This is a genomic window from Brevibacillus antibioticus, from assembly GCF_005217615.1.
GTDB lineage: Bacteria > Bacillota > Bacilli > Brevibacillales > Brevibacillaceae > Brevibacillus > Brevibacillus antibioticus.
The window spans coordinates 1,978,353-1,999,263 of record NZ_SZNK01000001.1 but is presented as its reverse complement, the minus strand read 5'-3'; the positions used below and the strand labels follow the sequence as shown (position 1 = coordinate 1,999,263).

6 protein-coding genes and 1 other annotated feature are annotated in these 20,911 nt (G+C 45.1%); of the genes, 5 read left to right on the top strand and 1 reads right to left on the bottom strand.

Annotated elements, in window-relative coordinates:
• Nucleotides 1–190: 190 nt before the first annotated feature.
• The 3 genes from E8L90_RS30710 (at nt 191) to tyrS (ending at nt 3,374) form a co-directional block, all read left to right on the top strand.
• Nucleotides 191–736 carry an ATP-binding cassette domain-containing protein gene (locus E8L90_RS30710; RefSeq protein WP_244297183.1) on the top strand — a complete coding sequence of 182 codons (546 nt, stop codon included), beginning with the start codon at nt 191–193 and terminating at the stop codon, nt 734–736.
• Between the two features lie 164 nt (nt 737–900).
• Nucleotides 901–1,743: an ATP-binding cassette domain-containing protein gene (locus E8L90_RS30705; protein ID WP_244297182.1), complete on the top strand. Its 843-nt coding sequence runs from the start codon at nt 901–903 to the stop codon at nt 1,741–1,743.
• Between the two features lie 75 nt (nt 1,744–1,818).
• Nucleotides 1,819–2,048 (top strand) — a binding site (T-box leader).
• Nucleotides 2,049–2,111: 63 nt separating this feature from the next.
• Nucleotides 2,112–3,374 (top strand): tyrosine--tRNA ligase, encoded by a 1,263-nt coding sequence (gene tyrS, locus E8L90_RS08925; protein ID WP_137029053.1) that lies wholly within the window; start codon nt 2,112–2,114, stop codon nt 3,372–3,374.
• 72 nt (nt 3,375–3,446) lie between these two features.
• Here tyrS and E8L90_RS08920 read toward each other — a convergent pair whose 3' ends face one another.
• Nucleotides 3,447–5,561 carry a hypothetical protein gene (locus E8L90_RS08920; RefSeq protein WP_137029051.1) on the bottom strand — a complete coding sequence of 705 codons (2,115 nt, stop codon included), beginning with the start codon at nt 5,559–5,561 and terminating at the stop codon, nt 3,447–3,449.
• A gap of 1,205 nt (nt 5,562–6,766) precedes the next feature.
• On the opposite strand from E8L90_RS08920, the gene tycA reads away from it, so the two are divergent.
• Entirely contained in the window at nt 6,767–10,045 is a 3,279-nt protein-coding gene (gene tycA / locus E8L90_RS08910; protein ID WP_137029049.1) for a tyrocidine non-ribosomal peptide synthetase TycA, read from the top strand.
• Nucleotides 10,046–10,139: 94 nt separating this feature from the next.
• On the top strand, nt 10,140–20,909 hold the full coding sequence (gene tycB, locus E8L90_RS08905; protein ID WP_137029047.1) for a tyrocidine non-ribosomal peptide synthetase TycB: 10,770 nt from the start codon (nt 10,140–10,142) through the stop codon (nt 20,907–20,909).
• Nucleotides 20,910–20,911 lie beyond the last annotated feature (2 nt).

The following is a 20,911-nucleotide window of genomic DNA, read 5'->3' as shown; positions in this document are numbered from 1 at the left end:
CCATTGTTTATTTATTGGAAAAGCCAATTCCATAATAAATAAACAAGAAGTCAAATTCACCCGCAAATCTATAGCTTGAATTCCTGTATGTTCTATTTTTCATATAGCGATTTCTAGTACGAGAGCAAGATGCTTCTGTTTATTGGACAGGAGCATCTTTTTTTGTTGTCAAAAAAGAGGGGTGATACAGATGAACAACAAGCAAAGGACGAGAAATGGAAAAACGAAATGGGGAATCCAAATGGTTGAACTGCATAATAGCACGATTACTACCAAAAAAGACGGCAGGACTCTCATTCAAAATCTGCATCTCACCCTGCAAATCGGTGACAAGATTGCCATCATCGGGGAAGAGGGAAATGGAAAAAGCAGCTTATTAAAATTGATTTACGCGGAACAAATGATTGCAGAGTATTGCACATATGAAGGTAACGTGTTGAGAACCGATTGTTCCATGGGTTTTCTTTCTCAGGAGCTATCGGATGAAGAAAAACAAATGACCATCGCCAACGTTTTTGCCGAAAATCAATGGACCAAAGAGCTGGTGAGAGCGATGGATGATTTCGGCATTCAGGCATTGGATTTAGATAAAAAGTTGGGTGTTCTGTCTGGTGGTGAGCGTTTCAAATACCGCTTTTTAAGTCTGCTGGCACAGAAGCCTGATGTTCTCTTGCTGGACGAACCCACGAATGATTTGGATATCCAAAAAATGGAATTTCCGGAAGGATTTGTTTAACAGACGGTTATTCCCGTCCTATATGTATCGCATGACGAAACATTTATTGCGAATACAGCAAACGGTATCCTTCATATGGAACTGACGAAGCGCAAAAACAAGTACCCAAATATACGTTTTCAAGAGAACCCTATGAGAATTACATCGCGAATCGCATGAGCCACTTGAACAAACAAGAACAGATCGCCAGAAAGCAAGCTTCTGATCATCGAAAGCAAATGGAGAAATGGCATGACGTTTGGAATAAGGCAGAGCATCAACATCGGAACGTGTCCAGGTCAGATCCGCGTCTGCAAAAGAAAATCAAGTCTCTGAAAAATCAAAGAGAGCGTATGGAGAAAGCATCGGAAACGTTTGTAGAGGCTCCAAGTGTGGAAGAAGCAAGCGACTTCCGATTTGATTCTGGGGTACATGTAGCTGGTAGTAAACAAATCCTCGACTTTTCATTGGAAGTACTGCAAATAGCGAACAAACAGCTATCGAAACAGATTCATTTATCGATCAAGGGGCCAGAAAAAGTCGCGATTATTGGGGAAAATGGGATCGGAAAAACGACGTTGTTGAAAAAGATCATGGATGAGCTCGTCCAGCACTCGTCATTCAAGATCGGTTATATGCCCCAAAACTATGAAGAGCGGCTGGATTCAACCAAAACACCGATTGAATACTTGGAAACAACGGGAATGAAAGATGCGATGACAAAAGCGTATACGCATTTAGGCAGTATGAAATTTACAAAAGAGGATATGCATCAACCCATAAAAAACTTATCTGGGGGACAGAAAGCAAAATTACTCCTGGTAAAAATGATTTGGGATCAGTGCGAAATAGTAATACTGGATGAACCGACCCGAAACTTCAGTCCTTTGACAACTCCTGTTCTGTGCCACGCCTTAACGGCTTTTGACAGTGTGATTATCAGTATTTCGCATGATCGACGGTATTTACATGAAGTCGCAATAACTGTTTATGAACTAACTTCCGATGGTCTCACGAAAATAAAATAAGGGATCGTGGCAGAATCATTGCTACATGGTTGACATTGCTATTTGAATTCAATATACTGACTTTAATTTCATATGAAACATACGTTGAAAGAGCCCAGTAGCAGCTTATTCCCTGTCCTAGAAAGCCGGGGGTTGATGGAACCCGGTACAAAATAAGCGAGCGAAATACACTCTGGAGTATCTCGGGTAATGCCGAGCGGAATCGCGAACGATAACTCGCGACGAGTGGCATGAATGGCCTGCGCAAGCGCTTGGGTCCATTGGTGCAAGTTGGGTGGTAACACGGTTATTCAATCGTCCCTATGTCTACAATAGACAAGGGGCGATTTTTTGTTTTTTACCATAGAAGATTAAAGGAGTGTATAGCAGTGAATATTATCGACGAACTCGAATGGCGCGAAGCCATCAATCAGCAAACAGATGCAGAAGGGCTGCGAGAATTAACGAACGAAAAAGCAGTCTCATTATATTGTGGTGTCGATCCAACAGGTGACAGTATGCATATCGGTCACTTGATTCCTTTCATGGTACTGAAACGCTTCCAGCTCGCTGGCCATCGTCCGGTCATTTTGATCGGTGGTGCAACAGGTACGATTGGCGATCCGAGCGGCCGTCAATCCGAGCGCTCTTTGCAAACACTGGAACAGATTCAGGAGAACGTCGACAAACTTACCGCTCAGATGAAAAAGCTGTTCATTACAGAAGGCGATAACCAAATCCGTTTGGTGAACAACTACGATTGGACGCACAAAATCAATGTCATTGAATTTTTGCGGGATTACGGGAAAAACTTCAGCATCAATACAATGCTTGCCAAGGATGTTGTGTCGAGCAGACTGGAAAGCGGCATTTCGTTTACGGAGTTTTCCTATCAGATTCTGCAATCGCTGGATTACCTGCATCTGTACAAACATGAAGATGTTCAGCTGCAAATCGGCGGTTCCGACCAATGGGGTAACATTACGAGCGGTCTCGATCTGATCCGCAAAAAAGAAGGACCAGAAGCAAAAGCGTTCGGTCTGACCATTCCTCTGATGCTGAAGGCAGATGGTACGAAATTCGGGAAGACAGCAGGAGGAGCCATCTGGCTTGATCCAAACAAAACAACACCATTCGAATTCTACCAATTCTGGGCGAATACCGATGACCGCGATGTTGTAAAATACTTGAAATACTTCACGTTCCTCTCCAAAGAGCAAATTGACGAGTTGGCTGAAAAAGTACAGTCTGAGCCACATAAACGCGAGGCGCAAAAAGCGCTGGCTGAGGAAATGACGAGATTTGTGCACGGCGAGGAATTGCTTGCGCAGGCAATGCGCATTACAGCAGCTTTGTTTACTGGCGATATTAAATCGCTATCGGCAGATGAGATCGAGCAAGGCTTCAAAGAAATGCCGACGTACGAATCTACCCTCGAAACGAAGAACATTGTCGACTGGCTCGTTGAGATCGGCATTGAGCCATCCAAGCGTCAAGCACGCGAGGATATTACAAAAGGCGCTATTTCCATGAATGGCGAGCGTGTTACCGATCTGGAACTGGAAGTAACTTCAAGTCTCGCTATCGGCGGTCGCTTCATCATTATCCGCAAAGGCAAGAAAAACTACAGCTTGGTGAAATTGTCTAAATAAATGAAGGAATAGAAAGCTTCCCTAAGAACCGCTAGGGAAGCTTTTTTTGTATTTGTGGTCACTATTTTCCTTTTATTTCGGGAGTGCAATGCTATCCACTTTGTTCGCTGCAATGACAGCAACTGCATTCGCCTCTAGATCGAACCAAAAGATAAGATCGCCGTCCGCTTTCTTCTGCGATGGCTTCATCCCGTTCACATAGACTTCCGAAGCTGTTGTCGCCATGGAAAGACCAGAAATCTTGCGCATACCATCATTGTGCAGAACAATCGAGCCGTTTGGTGCATATTCCATTCTGACTTGAGAGAGCGCGAGCCAATAATCCATGATTTCACGCACGGTCGTCAAATGCAATTTGCCTTGCTCGCGCAGCGCATCCATTCGCTTCAACAAGCGGTCAAAATCGGGGTGAATGATCCAGTTACCTTCTGCATCTCGAATAACAAATTTCCCGCCTTGCTTTTTGGACGGAATTCTTGCCAAGTAAGTATGATTGATAAAAACCCCACGATTTTGAATGAGCTGCTGGAGATTTTGCTCCCGATACAGATTCAGTGTAACTTCCGGAATGGTGGCAGCCGACCATGAATAAAACGGGCCAGTGACTGTGGGATGCGACCAATAGAGAGGAGTGTGCAGGGCGTCGCCTCTATGGGATTGGTACAGATCAAGGCCATTATACGGATTGTCGATATCTTCTGAGCTGTAGTGCCAAAAATACGATGTGCCGTATTTTTTCCACTGATGCGCCAAGTAATTCGCAGTTTGGTTGTCGAGTGCGTTAAACGCAAAGCTGGACTTCAAATACCCATGGTCAATCCATGTACGGCTTTGGAAGTGATCTTTCATTACTTGCAACGCATCTTCTGTAGTCTTTTGATAATGCCTGATTTCGTAAGGATAGAGGGTGTGTAGACCAATTTCATTACCGTTGTGATTCAGATCATCCAGAAACTGTAAAAATTCAGGGCTTTGCGCAATAGCGACATTGACAGGCGAGTTCGCCTGAAAATAAGGATTCGAGTAAAAGACGCTTTTCGTAACCGGAATCCGGTGTTTGACAAAACCGCCTGTCGCTTGTGCCGACGATGTAATCTTCTCAGAGCCGAAATAAACAGCCCGGTTCGTTTGCAGCGTCTGTTCGTCAGCATGCTCTGTCCATACGTGTGTCGCCAAATAACCAGAAGGCTGACTCATAAAACGAGGCATGAGTTTCGGTTGATATCCAACTACAAGCGAGAAGGAATTCGTCCGTTCATCGTTTGCACAATATTCGGAAGCGTGGCGGACTTTTCCGACTTGATTCGTAGAGCCTTGCTGTACGTATCTGTGATCGTTCATGTGATCCAGATTCACAATAAGCTGTTTTTTCGTTGCATTCAATTCAAGTGAAGACACGTTGGGGGCATGGTACAAAAAAGCTGTTTGCTTCCCTTGACCAAATTTCGCACCTTGGCGATCCAGCCAGTAAGAAGCTTGGAATTTCTGTGTATCCACTTTCCGATTCTTGCGGTATACCTCTGTTACATTTGGTTTGAATTGCAGGGAGAACACTTCACGAAAAACGTTTGCCTCTCGTTTGTAGGTGGTTTTTACGGTGATATCGATAGCTGGGCTATTCTTTTGCAGTGCATACTGTGTTGTAACCACTGCAATCGGAGTATGACCTGTGACAATGACTGTGTTACCAGTAGCCGTTTCCTGGTGTTCCACCTTTACGTCATCCCATTTGCGAACCCAGTGGCTGCTCCGTTTGATAAATATGTTCCGGTCGATCACTTTCGTCGTAGGTGGAGAGAAATACACGTCATTTTCCCGGACGACAGTTACTTTAGCCTGATGGACAAGCGGAGCATTCATTCTGCCTCCAAACGATTCGGAGCGAATTTCGATGGGCGCTCCTGGTTGAAATGGTGGACTTTGATCCAACGTTATTTGACTGGATCCTTTCGGAAGGGAAGGAGTCATTGCATTGTAAATCGTGCCATATTCGGCTTGGTACTGAATGGAAGAGAGGATTTCTTTTTTTGCCAAATCAGTAATGCGGACATTGCCTACCTCATTCCAGTTAAATACATAATATGGATTTTGAATGGAGGATTCTTTCGCAAGCGTAGGTATTGGAGAAGATAGTACCAAGAAAAGCAATAATAAGAAGGTAATGGCGGAAAACCTTTTCAGCAGCATGATTTTCTCCTTGTGTATGATGATATTGGTTAGCCCAAACAACGAATGTACAACAACCAATTGCAAGAGGAGTCACTTCCATTCGGAATATATATCCGTGCTACCTAACTCATCCAAGTAAAAAGGGGAGTTAGGCTAGTAATGGAAAAGTTTATGAATAAACAGATCAACTTAGAACTCACAAAGCTTTGGAGTCAGCTAGAAAATGATGGAGAATGTACACTGGCGAGATATAAAGAAATACATGATAAATCGTGACTTACACTGTATTTCTGTTTGCTGTGTTCTAGAATTTTCCTTCTGTAAAGTAATTTATCTATGAAATATTTGACTTAGTAGATCCTGTGATTTATGGATTGCCATTGCTTACATTTTGAACATTTTCATGAGATTTTATGAAGATAGACTTTTCTAACCCCTTAATCGCCTCAACAATCGAATCTGGTTAAAAGCTAGACGTCCTTTTACAATCGACATGCAATCATCAAAGGCTTTCGTCGATGGCTTTGCAGAGAGGTTTAACTGTCCAGCGATTTATGGAATACGGCCGTTTCGCTTCCTCCATGAAATCGTAAATCAAAAGGCTCACACTTTCGAATGAAGCAGAAAGTGTGAGCCTTTTTTGTAGGGATGGAAGAATGGTTTGGTAAAAAGGTAACACAATTAACAAAAATTGACTATTTTTTAACTGATTTCCAAAACACTCTCTGTTATAATGAATAACAGTTTCTCAAACAGGTGCATATGAATACGTTATTCTGCCGGATTGTAAGGAGGTGTGCAGGCCAGCACATTTGTATTTTGCCGTTCGAAAAGGGTCAGAACCAGCGTACATGGTTCCACCAATAAATGGAAAGTGACTTTTGTCCTGAAAACTGGTTTGAGCAAACAGGGAATTATTCCCATTGTGAAAAAATGTAAAATGGTGGAGAATTTGTAGGTGAAAATTGGTTCATGACCATAGTAATACAAAATTGGGTAATAGTTACAAAAAAGACACAAAAACCCACATATTTCGTTACATTTGGCCATTATATTAAATGGTGTTGATGAGGAAATTCCCAATATGATCCATTCGTCACGGAGGCTCCATCTTCAGAATTTAGCGGACCATTTCCTTGTAGTTTCGTTTACTTGTTTGGCCATTACATCGTATTGTCATACTTCATGATAGACAAAAGTTTTCCAATTATCGGAGGGGACATATGTTAGCAAATCAGGCCAATCTTATCGACTTGGAGTGGGAAAAAGAGCAGGTAGTCAAATTTAATGATACAAAGGTGGAATATCCACAGGATAAGTCGATTCATCAGTTGTTCGAGGAACAGGCAGAGGCTGTGCCACATCGAGTTGCCATCGTTTATGAAAATGAGCGCTTAACTTACCGGGAGCTCAACAGGAAGGCCAACCAATTAGCAAGAGTACTGATCGAAAAAGGGATTACGACAGACAGCATTGTCGGTGTAATGATGGAGAAATCGATTGAAAATGTTACAGCTATTCTGGCCATCCTCAAGGCTGGCGGAGCGTATGTTCCCATCGATATCGAATATCCCCGAGATCGGATTCAATATATCCTGCAAGACAGTCAAACCAAAATCGTCATTACCCAGAAAAACGTTAGCCAACTTGTATACGACGTCGGATACCATGGTCCTGTAGTCGTACTCGAGGAAGAACAGCTGGATTCTCGCTCAGATTCCAATCTTCACTTGCCAAGCAAGCCTACTGACATGGCGTATGTCATCTATACTTCAGGCACAACTGGCAAGCCGAAAGGAACCATGCTGGAGCATAAAGGGATCGCGAATTTGCAATCATTCTTTCAAAATACGTTTGGTGTAACACCTGCAGACAGGATTGGACAGTTTGCCAGCATGTCTTTTGATGCATCGGTATGGGAAATGTTCATGGCTTTACTAACCGGTGCCAGCCTCTACATCCTTTCCAAACTGACGATTCATGATTTCATCAGTTTTGAAAACTATTTGAATGAGAATGAATTGACCATCATCACGTTGCCACCCACTTATTTAACTCACCTCAATCCAGATCATTTTACAACACTTCGCATCATGATTACGGCAGGTTCAGCTGCCAACTTCCCTTTAGTAAATAGATGGAAAAATAAAGTTAGGTACGTAAATGCATACGGACCTACGGAAACAAGCATTTGCGCGACAATATGGGAGGCACCTTCCAATGCGCTTCTCAACCAAACGATTCCAATCGGCAAACCGATTCAAAATACGTCCGCTTATATTGTCAATGAAGAGCTGCAACTCCAGCCAATTGGCAGTGAAGGCGAATTATGCATAGGTGGAGTAGGCTTAGCCAGAGGATACTGGAATCGTCCAGATTTGACCGCCGAAAAATTTGTGGATAATCCGTTCGTACCAGGAGAGAAGATGTACAGGACAGGAGACTTGGCTAAATGGCTGCCGACCGGAGAAATCGAGTTTCTCGGCAGAATCGACCATCAGGTGAAAATCAGGGGTCATCGGATTGAGTTGGGAGAAATCGAGTCCGTTTTGCTGAAACATGAACAAATAAAAGAGGCAGTGGTAATCGCTAGAGAAGACCAAAATGCTCAACCCTATTTATGCGCTTATTTTATTTCGCAAAAGGAAGTAACTCCTGCACAGATTAGGGAATATGCCGCTCAAAAGCTTCCTGCGTACATGCTTCCTTCTTATTTCGTGAAGCTGGATAAAATGCCGCTCACGCCGAATGACAAAATTGATCGCAAAGCATTACCAGAACCTGAGGTTACTGTTGAGACAAATCCCGCATACGAACCTCCCGGAAATCAGACAGAAAAGATTCTCGCAACCGTATGGCAAGAGGTATTGGGAATCGAGAAAATTGGAATTCGCGATAATTTTTACTCACTCGGTGGGGATTCCATTCATGCGATCCAGGTCGCTGCTCGTCTGCATGCCTATCAACGAAAGCTAGACACGAAAGATTTACTGAATTACCCGACAATTTCACAGGTTGCTCTCTATGTCAAAAATACGACGAGGAGAAGCGAACAGGGAATCATCGAAGGCCCTGTTACCTTAACGCCCATTCAACAATGGTTCTTTGAAAAGAACTTTACAAATATGTTCCATTGGAATCAATCGTATGTGTTGTATCGAAAACAGGGATTTGATCCTGAAGCCACCCGAAAGGCCTTGGATAAAATCCTTTCCCATCATGACGCGCTACGAATGGTCTATCGGAACGAGAATGGAAGAATCGTTCAACAGAATCGTGGATGGGGTAGCGAATTATACGATTTCCTTCAATATGATCTGACCTCGCATTCGGATGTCCAGCAAGCAATCGAAGAAGAGACGAAACGTTTGCATAGCAGTATGAATTTACAAGAGGGACAGTTGGTAAAGGCAGCGCTGTTTCACACACGCCAAGGCGATCATTTGTTTTTGGCCATCCATCATTTAGTCATGGATGGAATCTCTTGGCGCATTCTGTTTGAGGATCTAGCAACTGCTTACAGTCAGGCTCTAGCAGGAAAAGAAATCGTTCTCCCAGAAAAAACGGATTCTTTTAAAATTTGGGCAGTGTGGCTGAACGAGTATGCGAATAGTGATGCATTGCTGAGTGAAATCCCGTATTGGGAGAATCTTGAGTCCCGAGCTAGATATGCTTCTCTGCCAAAAGACTATGAAACGGTGGGCAGCAAACAGAATAGTATCCGAAACATTCAAGTCGGATTGTTAGCAGAGGAAACCGAACAGTTGTTGAAACAGGCAAATTCTGCTTATCAAACCGAAATCAATGATTTGTTACTGGCAGCGTTGGGGCTGGCCATTGCAGAGTGGAGCAGGCTCGACCAAATCGTGATTAATCTGGAAGGACACGGGCGCGAGGATGTGATCGAACACGCTAACGTGACAAGAACAATCGGATGGTTTACGTCCCAATATCCGGTTTTACTAGATTTGAGTCAAATGAATCACTTACCTGACCATATCAAATGCACAAAAGAAAACCTGAGAAAGATCCCTAATAAAGGCATTGGCTATGAAATATTAAAATATATGACAGAACCGGAAAAACGACGTTCTTTGTCCTTTTCCTTGCAACCGGAAGTGACGTTTAACTATTTAGGGCAGTTTGATTCAGGCCTAACCAGTGAAATGTTTACCCGTTCTCCTTATAGTTCAGGCAATTCACTTGGTGCGGATGGGAAGAACAATCTGAGTCCCGATTCGGAGATTTATACCACCTTGAATATTACTGGAAGAATTGAAGGTGGGGAGCTTCTCATCACGTTTACTTACAGTGAGGAGCAGTTTAAAGAAGAGTCCATTCATCAACTGAGTGAGAACTATCAAAAACATCTCCGTTCGATCATTACACATTGCTCGCAGAAAAAAGAAGTCGAACGGACTCCCAGTGACTTTAGTCTAAAAGAACTTCAAATGGAAGAAATGGACGACATCTTCGAACTACTTGCCAATACACTTAAATAAAGAAGCACTTACTAAAATTTCATAGGGTAAATTATGCTCTTAGTTTACATTTTCATACAAACATGACAAATAATGTAGATATCGAGGTGCCGGAATGAGTGTTTTTAACAAAGAACAAGTACAAGATATGTATTTATTGACGCCCATGCAGGAGGGAATGTTATTTCACGCCTTGCTAGATGAAGAACATAACTCTCATCTTGTACAAATGTCCATTTCGATTCAGGGCGATCTTGATGTTGGTTTGTTTACCAATAGCTTGCATGTGCTGGTAGAGAGATATGATGTATTCCGTACCTTGTTTCTCTATGAAAAAGTAAAGCAGCCTTTGCAGGTTGTCTTGAAGGAACGGCCCATTCCCATCCTTTTTTGCGATTTAACTGCATACGACGAGAAAGAAAAGCAGCAGCGCTACGCACAATACAAAAGGAATGACCAAGAGAAAACCTTTCATCTGGCGAAAGATTCGTTGATGAGAGTGGCTATTTTCCAAATGACAGAGAGTGAATACCAAATCATCTGGAGTTTTCATCACATACTCATGGACGGTTGGTGCTTTAGCATTATTTTTGATGACTTGCTTTCCGTCTATTTATCCTTAAAAAACGGGGCTCCGATTTCCCTTGAGCCAGTGCAGCCTTACAGCCAATTTATTCGCTGGCTGGATAAGCAAGATAAAGACGCTGCTCTCGTATATTGGAGAGACTATCTGGAACAGTTTGAACAACAAACGTCCTTGCCGAAATTTAGGAAGTCTTCTAGCACTGCCTTTCTACCAGCGCAATATCGTTTTGTGATGGACCGCATGCTGACGCAGCAGCTTTCTGCGATCGCAAGTCAAAATCAAGTGACATTGCCGACTGTGATTCAAACCATATGGGGGATTCTCCTCCAATCCTATAACACTACGAATGATGTGCTATTCGGCACTGTCGTATCCGGGCGACCAACTGAAATCGTCGGAATCGACAAAATGGTTGGGTTGTTCATCAATACCATTCCATTCCGCATTCAAGCGAAAAACGATCAAACCTTTGTCGACTTGATACAGGATGTGCACCAAAGAACACTGCAATCCCAGCGATATGAGCATGTGCCTTTGTACGAGATTCAAAACGATTCCGTATTGAAGCAAGATTTGATCGATCACCTGATGGTCATCGAAAACTATCCATTAGTCGAGGCCTTGCAGAAAAAGGCCTCGACACAGCAAGTAGGCTTTGCCATTTCCGATGTCGAGATGTTTGAACCTACCAATTATGACATGACCGTCATGGTAATGCCCAAAGAAGAGATTGCGATGCGGTTTGATTATAATGCTGCTGTTTTCGATGAAGCCTTTATCCAAAAAATGGCTGGGCACCTCAAACAGATCGCGGCTTGCGTGGCAAACAATCCGAAGGTCACCCTTCAACAGGTTACCTTGCTGACAGAAACGGAAAAACAACAGCTAATGGCCAGAAATCTTGCTACTTCCGCTGCCTATCCAACGAAAACCATGCACGAGCTCTTTATGGAACAGGTGGAAAAGACTCCCGAGCAAGTTGCTGTCGTATTCGGAGATCAGCAGTTGACGTATCGGGAGCTAGATGAAAAGTCCAATCAGCTCGCCAGATTTTTGAGAGGAAAAGGGATTGTAGCAGACGGTCTTGTTGGTACGATGATGGATCGCTCCATCGAGATGATTGTCGGAATTCTTGGGGTTTTGAAAGCTGGTGGTGCGTTTGTACCGATTGATCCGGAGCTGCCAGAAGAACGAATTGCCTACATGCTCGAGCATAGCGGGATTCAATTGGTAGTGACCCAGCAGCATCTGCTAGGGAAGGTCTCGGCCTCTACTGAAAAAATAGATATGAGCGCTCCAGCCATCTGGGAAGAGAGCCGTGCGTCCGTCGAAACGATCAATCAACCAGATGACTTGTTTTATATCATCTACACTTCTGGAACAACAGGGAAACCAAAAGGCGTCATGCTTGAGCATAAAAACATGGCAAATCTGATGCACTTTACGTTTGCCAAGACCAACATCGATTTTCATGAAAAAGTATTGCAGTATACCACATGCAGCTTTGATGTTTGCTACCAGGAGATTTTCTCCACGCTACTTTCCGGGGGACAGCTCTATCTCATCACGAATGAGATGAGACGTCATGTTGAAAAACTGTTTGCCTTTATTCAGGAAAAACAGATCAGCACTTTGTCCCTCCCTGTATCCTTCTTGAAATTTATCTTTAACGAAAAAGATTATGCGCAAAGCTTCCCGCGTTGCGTCAAGCACATTATCACAGCAGGGGAACAGCTCGTCGTCACGCATGAGCTTCAGAAATATCTGCGGAACCATCACGTATTTTTGCACAATCATTACGGGCCGTCGGAGACACATGTGGTAACCACCTACACGATGGACCCAAGCATGGATATACCAGAGCTACCACCGATCGGTAAACCGATCAGCAACACAGGCATTTATATCCTGGATGAAAGCCTGCAAATGAAACCAGAGGGCATTGTTGGGGAATTGTATATCTCTGGTGCGAACGTAGGAAGAGGTTATTTGCATAATCCGGAGCTGACTGCGGAGAAGTTTCTCGAGAACCCGTATCAATCAGGCGAAAGAATGTATCGAACGGGTGATCTGGCTCGTTGGATGCCGGATGGCAATATCGAGTTCTTAGGGCGAATCGACCATCAGGTAAAAATCAGGGGTCATCGTATTGAGCTGGGAGAGATCGAATCGCACCTGCTCAACCACCCATTGATTAAGGAAGCCGTAGTCATCGATAGAACGGATGAGACAGGCGGAAAGTATTTGTGCGCCTATGTCGTTTTGACAGAGGAAGTCAGCAACGAGGAGCTGCGTGCGTACTTATCACGAACGCTACCGGAGTATATGATCCCTTCGTTCTTTATGAAGCTGGAGCGGATTCCGGTCACACCTAACGGGAAAACAGACAGAAGAGCTTTGCCCATACCAGAGGGCAATGCATTTACGGGAGCGGATTACCTCGCTCCGACAACCGAACTGGAACAGAAAATGGCAGCGATATGGGAAAACGTACTCGGCGTGTCTCCGATTGGCATTCAGGATAATTTTTTCACACTGGGGGGTCATTCGCTAAAGGCGATTCATCTCATTTCCCGGATGCAAAAAGACTGCCAAGCAGATGTTCCGCTTCGCGTGTTGTTTGATAGACCAACCATTCAAGAAATCGCCAAGTATGTGGAAGGTGAACAGGAAGGAACGTATCTCGCTATTCCGCAGGTCGTCATGCAAGAGCACTATCCTGTATCCTCAGCGCAAAAACGCATGCTCCTATTAAACCAGCTTGATCCGGATAGTACGGTGTACAATCTGCCCGTTGTGACGGTACTCGATGGGGAATTGAATGTGGAGCAGCTGGAACATGCCATTTCTAATCTAGTGAATCGACATGAGTCGCTGCGAACCTCCTTCCATACCATCAACGGTGAGCCGGTTCAACGCATCCATCCGGAATGCAAACTGCCAATCGCCTACATGGAAGCGACAGAAGATTGTTTGAATCAAGTCATCACGGATTTCATGTGTCCGTTTGATTTGGAAAAGGCTCCATTAAGTCGGGTTGGACTGGTCAAACTGGGAGATCGGCGCCATGTCATGATCATCGATATGCACCATATCATCTCGGATGGCGTGTCATCGCAAATCATCCTGAATGATCTTGCACAGCTCTATCAAGACAAATCCTTGCCAGAGCAACGCATTCAATATAAAGACTTCGCGGTTTGGGAAAAAGGTCTGGCACAGACAGACAAATACAGAAAACAAGAAGCGTATTGGACCGAGCAATTCGCTGGTGAAATTCCTGTTTTGAACCTGCCTTTGGACTACTCTCGACCTTCAGTTCAAAGCTTTGAGGGCGTACGTTATCTATTCCGCACAGAAAAACATCTGCTGAATGGCTTGCAACGAGTGGCGGCCGATACTGGTACGACGCTCTACATGGTGCTCATGGCAGCGTATCATGTTTTGCTCGCCAAATACTCCGGGCAAGAAGACATGGTGGTCGGAACCGTGACAGCTGGACGAACACACCCTGACACGGAAAGCATCACGGGTATGTTCGTCAACACGCTGGCAATGAGAAATCAGCCGGTGGCAACGAAAAGCTTCAAGCAATTTTTACGAGAAGTGAAAGACAATACACTCGCTGCTTTTGAGCATGGGGAGTACCCGTTTGAGGAGCTCGTCGAAAAGCTGGCGGTTAATCGAAATCGAAGCCGCAATCCATTGTTTGATACCTTGTTCATTTTGCAAAACATGGATGCCGATCCAATCAAGATCGAGGACATGACAGTGACGCCTTACGTGCCAGAGGGCAAAATGGCGAAATTCGATTTGACGCTCGAAGCAACCCAAAACGATGCTAGTCTCCTATTCTGCTTCGAATTTTGCACCAAGCTGTTCAAGCAGGAGACCATCGAACGCATGTCGCGTCATTACATCCAAATCTTGCAAGAAGTCATCCGGAATACGGACTTGGCTCTCTATCAGATGGAGATGCTTACCGACCAAGAAAAGCAGGAATTGCTGGTCCAGTTCAATGACACATTTAAGCCTGTTCAGTTGGAAAGCACACTTCCACTGCTATTTGAAGAACAAGTGCTGAAAACCCCTAATCAAATCGCGCTGGTTTGCGGGGACGAAAAGTTGACATATCAAGAGCTCAATAAGAAAGCCAATCAGCTTGCTCGTACATTACGGAAAAAAGGAGTAAAGGCTGACGAACGAGTTGGGATTATGGCAAATCGTTCCATGGAGATGGTGATTGGAATCCTTGCCATTCACAAGGCTGGCGGAGCATACGTGCCTATCGATCCAGAATATCCGAATGATCGCATTGCTTATATGCTGGAAGATTGCGAGGCTCGTTTGGTGCTTACCCAAGAGCATCTTGGAACAAAGGTTGTTGCTTGCGTGGAATGCCTGTATCTGGAGGATAAGAGTAACTATTCTCGTATCACCACAAACCTTGACCCGATTCATACGGCTACCAATCTGGCTTACATCATTTACACATCGGGTACGACAGGCAAGCCAAAAGGGGTCATGGTGGAACACCGAGGTATTGTCAACAGTGTGACGTGGAACAAAGAAGAGTTTGCCTTATCTGTCCATGACAGAGGTTTGCTGGCTCTATCCTTTGCTTTTGATGGTTTTGTCCTTACTTTCTTTGCGTTGATTCTATCCGGTTCAACTGTTGTCTTGACAAAGGATGAAGAAGCCAAAGATCCAGTAGCGCTCAAAAACCTGATCTCAACATGGAGTTGCAGCTACACGTTATGCGTGCCGAGTTTGTTCCAGGCGATTTTGGAATGCAGCACCACCGACGAGATCAGTCCAATGAAAATGGCTGTGCTCGGGGGAGAAAAGCTATCACCGAAGTTAGTTGAGATGTGCAAAGAGATGAATCCGCAGATGATTGCTGTCAATGCGTACGGTCCGACAGAAAGCAGCGTTATCGCCACCTATCTGTGCGATACGCTCCCAGATGCTCCGATCACGATTGGACAGCCAATAGCAAACACAAGCATATACATCGTGGACCATTCGCATCAACTGCTACCGATCGGTGTAGTAGGAGAGATATGCATAGGCGGGCTCGGTTTGGCACGTGGGTATTGGAACAAACCAGAGCTTACCGAGGAGAAGTTTGTTTCCAATCCATTTGAGCCTGGTGAACGCATGTATAAGACGGGCGACCTTGGTAGATGGCTCCCAGACGGTACGATTGAATTCGCAGGACGCCTGGATGAACAAGTAAAAGTGAGAGGATACCGGATTGAGATCGGGGAGATAGAATCGGTTCTTCTCAGCTATGAAACGACAAATGAAGCGATTGTCGTTGCTTATCAGGATGGAAGCGGGGACGCGTATCTGACGGCCTATTTCACCGGGAAAGAAAACATCTCGGAAGTGGCGCTTCGAATCCATCTATCACAAGAACTGCCAGCGTATATGGTCCCAACCTATCTGGTTCAACTGGATGCTTTCCCGCTCACGCCTAATGGCAAGATCGATCGCAAAGCGCTGCCGAAGCCTGAAGGAAAGCCTACAACAGGTGTGGAGTATGTCGCGCCTGCTAATGAAGTAGAGGCAACACTGGCCAAGATTTGGGAAAACGTCCTTGGCATCTCCGGTATCGGAGTGATGGATAACTTTTTTGAGCTGGGTGGACATTCCTTGAAAGCGATGACGATAGTGGCGCATGTGCATCGGGAGTTTCAAACCGATCTTCCTTTGAAGCATTTGTTTGAACATCCCACCGTTCGAGCCTTGTCCAGGCTGATAGCAAGCAGTGAGAATGCGCCAGATGCATCGATTCAACCAGCAGAACCACAAGATTACTACCCAGTATCATCTGCCCAGCAGCGGATGTACGTCCTCCATCAGTTGGAAGGCGCGGGTATCAGCTACAATACGCCTGGGATGATCATGCTAGAGGGTCAACTGGATCGCGATCAATTGGTTCATGCCCTGCAAGCATTGGTAGATCGTCACGAAATCTGGAGAACCTCCTTTGAGATGGTAGGAGATCAGCTGGTCCAAAAAATTCATGACCACGTGGAAGTGGAAATGGAGTATCGGAGTGCGGAAGAACATCAGATCGATGAAATTTTCCATACGTTTGTCCGTCCATTTGATCTGGCTGTTCCGCCACTGCTGCGCATGGGTCTCGTGCAAATCTCGGATGAACGTCATCTGCTCTTGTATGACATGCATCATATTGCTTCGGATGCCTCGTCTGTCACGATTATCTTCAATGAACTGGCGGAATTGTATCAAGGCAGACAAATACCCGAGCTGCGTATCCAATACAAAGATTTTTCTGTCTGGCAAAAACGCTTTAACGAGTCAGATGACTTCAAGAAGCAAGAAGAGTATTGGCGCCATGCGTTTGAGGGGCATTACACGGTCTTGGAGATTCCGACAGATTTTCCACGCCCAACTGTGAAAAGCTTTGAGGGTGATCAAATCGTACTTGCTACCGATAGACCTCTACTGGAAGCTTTGCACGCGCTGGCTGCAGAAACGAAAACGACCTTGTTTATGGTCTTGCTAGCCGCATACAATTTGCTGCTCTCGAAGTATACGGGGCAGGATGATATCGTTGTCGGAACGCCAATCTCGGGCAAGACACGGGCTGAGCTCGAACCGATTGTCGGTATGTTCGTCAATACGCTAGCAATCAGAAACAAACCGACAGCAGAGAAGACCTTCAAGGAGTTTCTGATGGAAGTCAAGCAGAATGCCCTGGATGCCTATGGTCATCAGGATTATCCGTTGGAGCATCTGGTTGAAAAGCTTGGCATTCAACGTGATCCGGGACGCAATCCACTTTTTGATACCATGTTCATTCTGCAAACCGACGAACTTTACCGAAAAACACTGGGTCAACTGACCTATCATCCCTATGAATCGACGAGCGCGCTTGCCATTTCAAAGTTCGACCTGTCTTTTCACCTGACTGAACGGGAAACAGACCTGTTGCTGCGACTGGAGTACAGCACCAAGCTGTTTAGAAGAGATACTGTAGACAGAATGTCGCGTCATTTCATGCAAATTCTACGAAATGTTACGGCAGAACCTGATAGGCAGCTTCAAGAGATTGAGATGCTGACGGCAGAAGAAAAGCAGTTGTTGCTGGTGGAGTTCAATCATACAGACAGAGAGTACGCGGAAGACCAGACTATACAGCAGCTCTTTGAGGAACTGGCAGCGAACATGCCTGATCATACGGCCGTTGTATTTGAAGAGAATCAGATGACGTACCAAGAGCTCAATGAAAGAGCGAACCAGCTAGCCACCGTATTGCGTGAAAGAGGAGTAGGGCCATCGCAAATCGTCCTCATGATGGTAGAACGCTCCTTGGAAATGGCCATTGCCACACTTGCCATTTTAAAAGCTGGCGGCGCCTTTTTGCCGGTTGATCCGGATTATCCCGAAGAAAGAATCCGTTACATGATCGAGGACAGTCAAGCAAAGCTCGTGGTAACGCATAATCACTTGATCCACAAGGTTTCCAGTCAGGCAGAAATTATCGATTTGGACGATGCAGGGAGCTATTCGTCGCATACAGACAATCTGCTTTGCATTAACAAGCCGTCTGATCTTGCCTATATCATTTACACGTCCGGTACCACTGGCAATCCAAAGGGCGTCATGCTGGAGCACAAAGGAGCGGCCAATCTGCAAGCGGTGTTCAGGAATCAACTTGGCGTAACACCACAAGATCGCCCAGGGCATTTTGCGAGTATTTCTTTTGACGCATCGGTGTGGGATATGTTTATAGCTCTTTTGGCAGGAGCGACCTTGTATATTATCTCCCGCGATACGATCAACGATTTCCGCAAATTTGAGGAATACGTCCACAAAAACGGTATTACCATTCTCACGTTGCCGCCGACGTATGCCATTTATCTTGAGCCTGAACGTATGCCGTCATTACGTATCCTGATTACTGCTGGATCGGCAGCTTCTATCGCGTTGATAGAGCAATGGAAAGAGAAAGTGACCTATATCAATGGCTACGGCCCTACAGAGAGTACGGTTTGCGCGACACTCTGGGAAGCTTTGCCGCATGAACCAGTTGGTCAGAGCATTACGATTGGCAAACCTATTCAGAATACGAAGCTGTTCATCGTGGATGAACAAATGCAATTGAAGACAGTCGGTCAAATAGGTGAATTGTGCATCAGCGGGGTGTCGCTAGCCAGAGGATATTGGAATCGACCAGAATTGACAGCTGAAAAATTCGTCGACAATCCGTTTGTGCCAGGAGAGAAGATGTATCGTACCGGGGATCTGGCCAAATGGCTTCCGGACGGAAATATCGAGTATCTCGGCAGAATCGATCATCAGGTGAAGGTACGCGGTCATCGGGTAGAGTTGGGCGAAGTCGAGAGTGTTCTGTTGCGATTTGAGACGATTATGGAGGCAGTAGCCATCACACATTCGGATGACCAGGGGCAACCTTACCTGTGCGCATACTATGTAGCCGATGGGGATGCGAGTCCGGCTCAACTGCGAGAATTCATGGGAAAAGAATTACCAAATTATATGGTTCCCTCCTTCTTTGTTCAGTTGGATAAGATGCCGTTGACACCGAATGACAAAATTGACCGCAAAGCATTGCCGAAGCCAAGTCACGAAGAGAAATCGGGCAGAGAATATGAAGCACCGCAAAATGAACTGGAACACTTGCTTGCAACGACTTGGGCAGAGGTATTGGGAATTGGGCAAGTGGGAATGAAAGATAACTTCTTTGAATTGGGCGGAGATTCCATCAAGGCCATTCAGGTATCCACGCGTTTGCACGCATCAGGCTGGACGCTAGCGATGAAGGAACTGTTCCAATATCCGACCATTGAACAAGTTGCAGCCCATGTCATACCGAACAATAGAGAGAGCGATCAGGGAGTAGTAGACGGCGAGATTAGCTTGACGCCCATCCAGAAGTGGTTCTTCGAATGCAATTTCACTGATCGTCATCACTGGAATCAGGCTGTCATGCTGTTCCGAGAGGATGGCTTCGATCCGGGACTTGTTCAGCAGGCGTTCTATAAAATCGTCGAGCACCACGATGCGTTGCGCATGATATACAAACAGGAAAATGAGACAATCACGCAAATCAATCGAGCGCTGACAGGTGAGCGATTCCGCTTCCATTCGTATGACTTGAAAGACCATACAAATAGCACAGCTCATATTCTAGAGTTGTCTGATCATATCCAAAGCAGTATCGATTTGGAACAGGGACCACTCGTCCACTTGGCACTCTTCTCCACAACGGAAGGGGACCATTTACTGATTGCCATTCATCATCTAGTCGTGGATGGCGTCTCATGGCGCATCTTGTTTGAAGATTTTTCATCTGCCTATTCGCAGGCTCTCCACAATCAGGAGATCGTCTTGCCGAAAAAGACAGATTCCTTCAAGGATTGGTCGGCTCAATTGCAAAACTATGCGCAGAGTGACGAGCTTTTACGAGAAGCTGCATACTGGCACAACCTCGAGAGCACGGCCACGGCAGAAAAGTTGCCAACCGATTTTGTTACAGCAGATCGTAAACAAAAGCACACCCGTACAGCGAAGATCGAGTTGACTGCTCAAGAGACAGAAAACCTTTTACGTCACGTTCATCATGCCTATCACACAGAAATAAATGACCTGTTGCTGACTGCGTTGGGATTAACCGTGAAAGAGTGGGCGAATACCAACTACGCTGTCATCAACCTGGAAGGCCACGGTCGCGAAGATATTCAGAATGAAATGAATGTGACCAGAACGATTGGGTGGTTCACATCCCAGTTCCCTGTCGTGCTTGATATGGAAAAATCAAAGGACTTGTCATACCAAATCAAGCAAATCAAAGAAAGTTTGCGCCATATTCCAAAAAAAGGAATTGGCTACGAGATTTTACGTACGATGACTGGGGATAAACTGCGTCCATCCTTGCAATTTAGCCTGCAACCGGAAATCAGCTTTAACTACCTCGGGCAATTTGATTCGGATGTAAAATCTGGCGGATTTACTTTCTCGCCAATCGGTACGGGGCAGCTTTTCAGTCCAGAATCGGAGAGAGCATTCTTGTTGGATATTTCCGGGTTGATCGAGGATGGAAAGCTCCAAATCAGTTTTGGTTACAGCAGCCTCCAGTATAAGGAAGAGACCATTGTGAAATTGGCAGACAGCTATCGGAATCACTTGCTCAGCATTATTGAGCATTGCATGTCAAAAGAAAATGGAGAATTGACCCCGAGCGATCTCGGTGATGATGACCTTTCCATGGAAGAATTGGAGAACATCCTGGAATTAATTTAATC

Excerpts from the sequence above, each read along its gene's own strand:
- tycA (WP_137029049.1), top strand. The coding sequence starts at position 6,767 with ATGTTAGCAAATCAGGCCAATCTTATCGACTTGGAGTGGGAAAAAGAG.
- tycB (WP_137029047.1), top strand. The coding sequence starts at position 10,140 with ATGAGTGTTTTTAACAAAGAACAAGTACAAGATATGTATTTATTGACG.
- E8L90_RS08920 (WP_137029051.1), bottom strand. The coding sequence starts at position 5,561 with ATGCTGCTGAAAAGGTTTTCCGCCATTACCTTCTTATTATTGCTTTTC.
- E8L90_RS30710 (WP_244297183.1), top strand. The coding sequence starts at position 191 with ATGAACAACAAGCAAAGGACGAGAAATGGAAAAACGAAATGGGGAATC.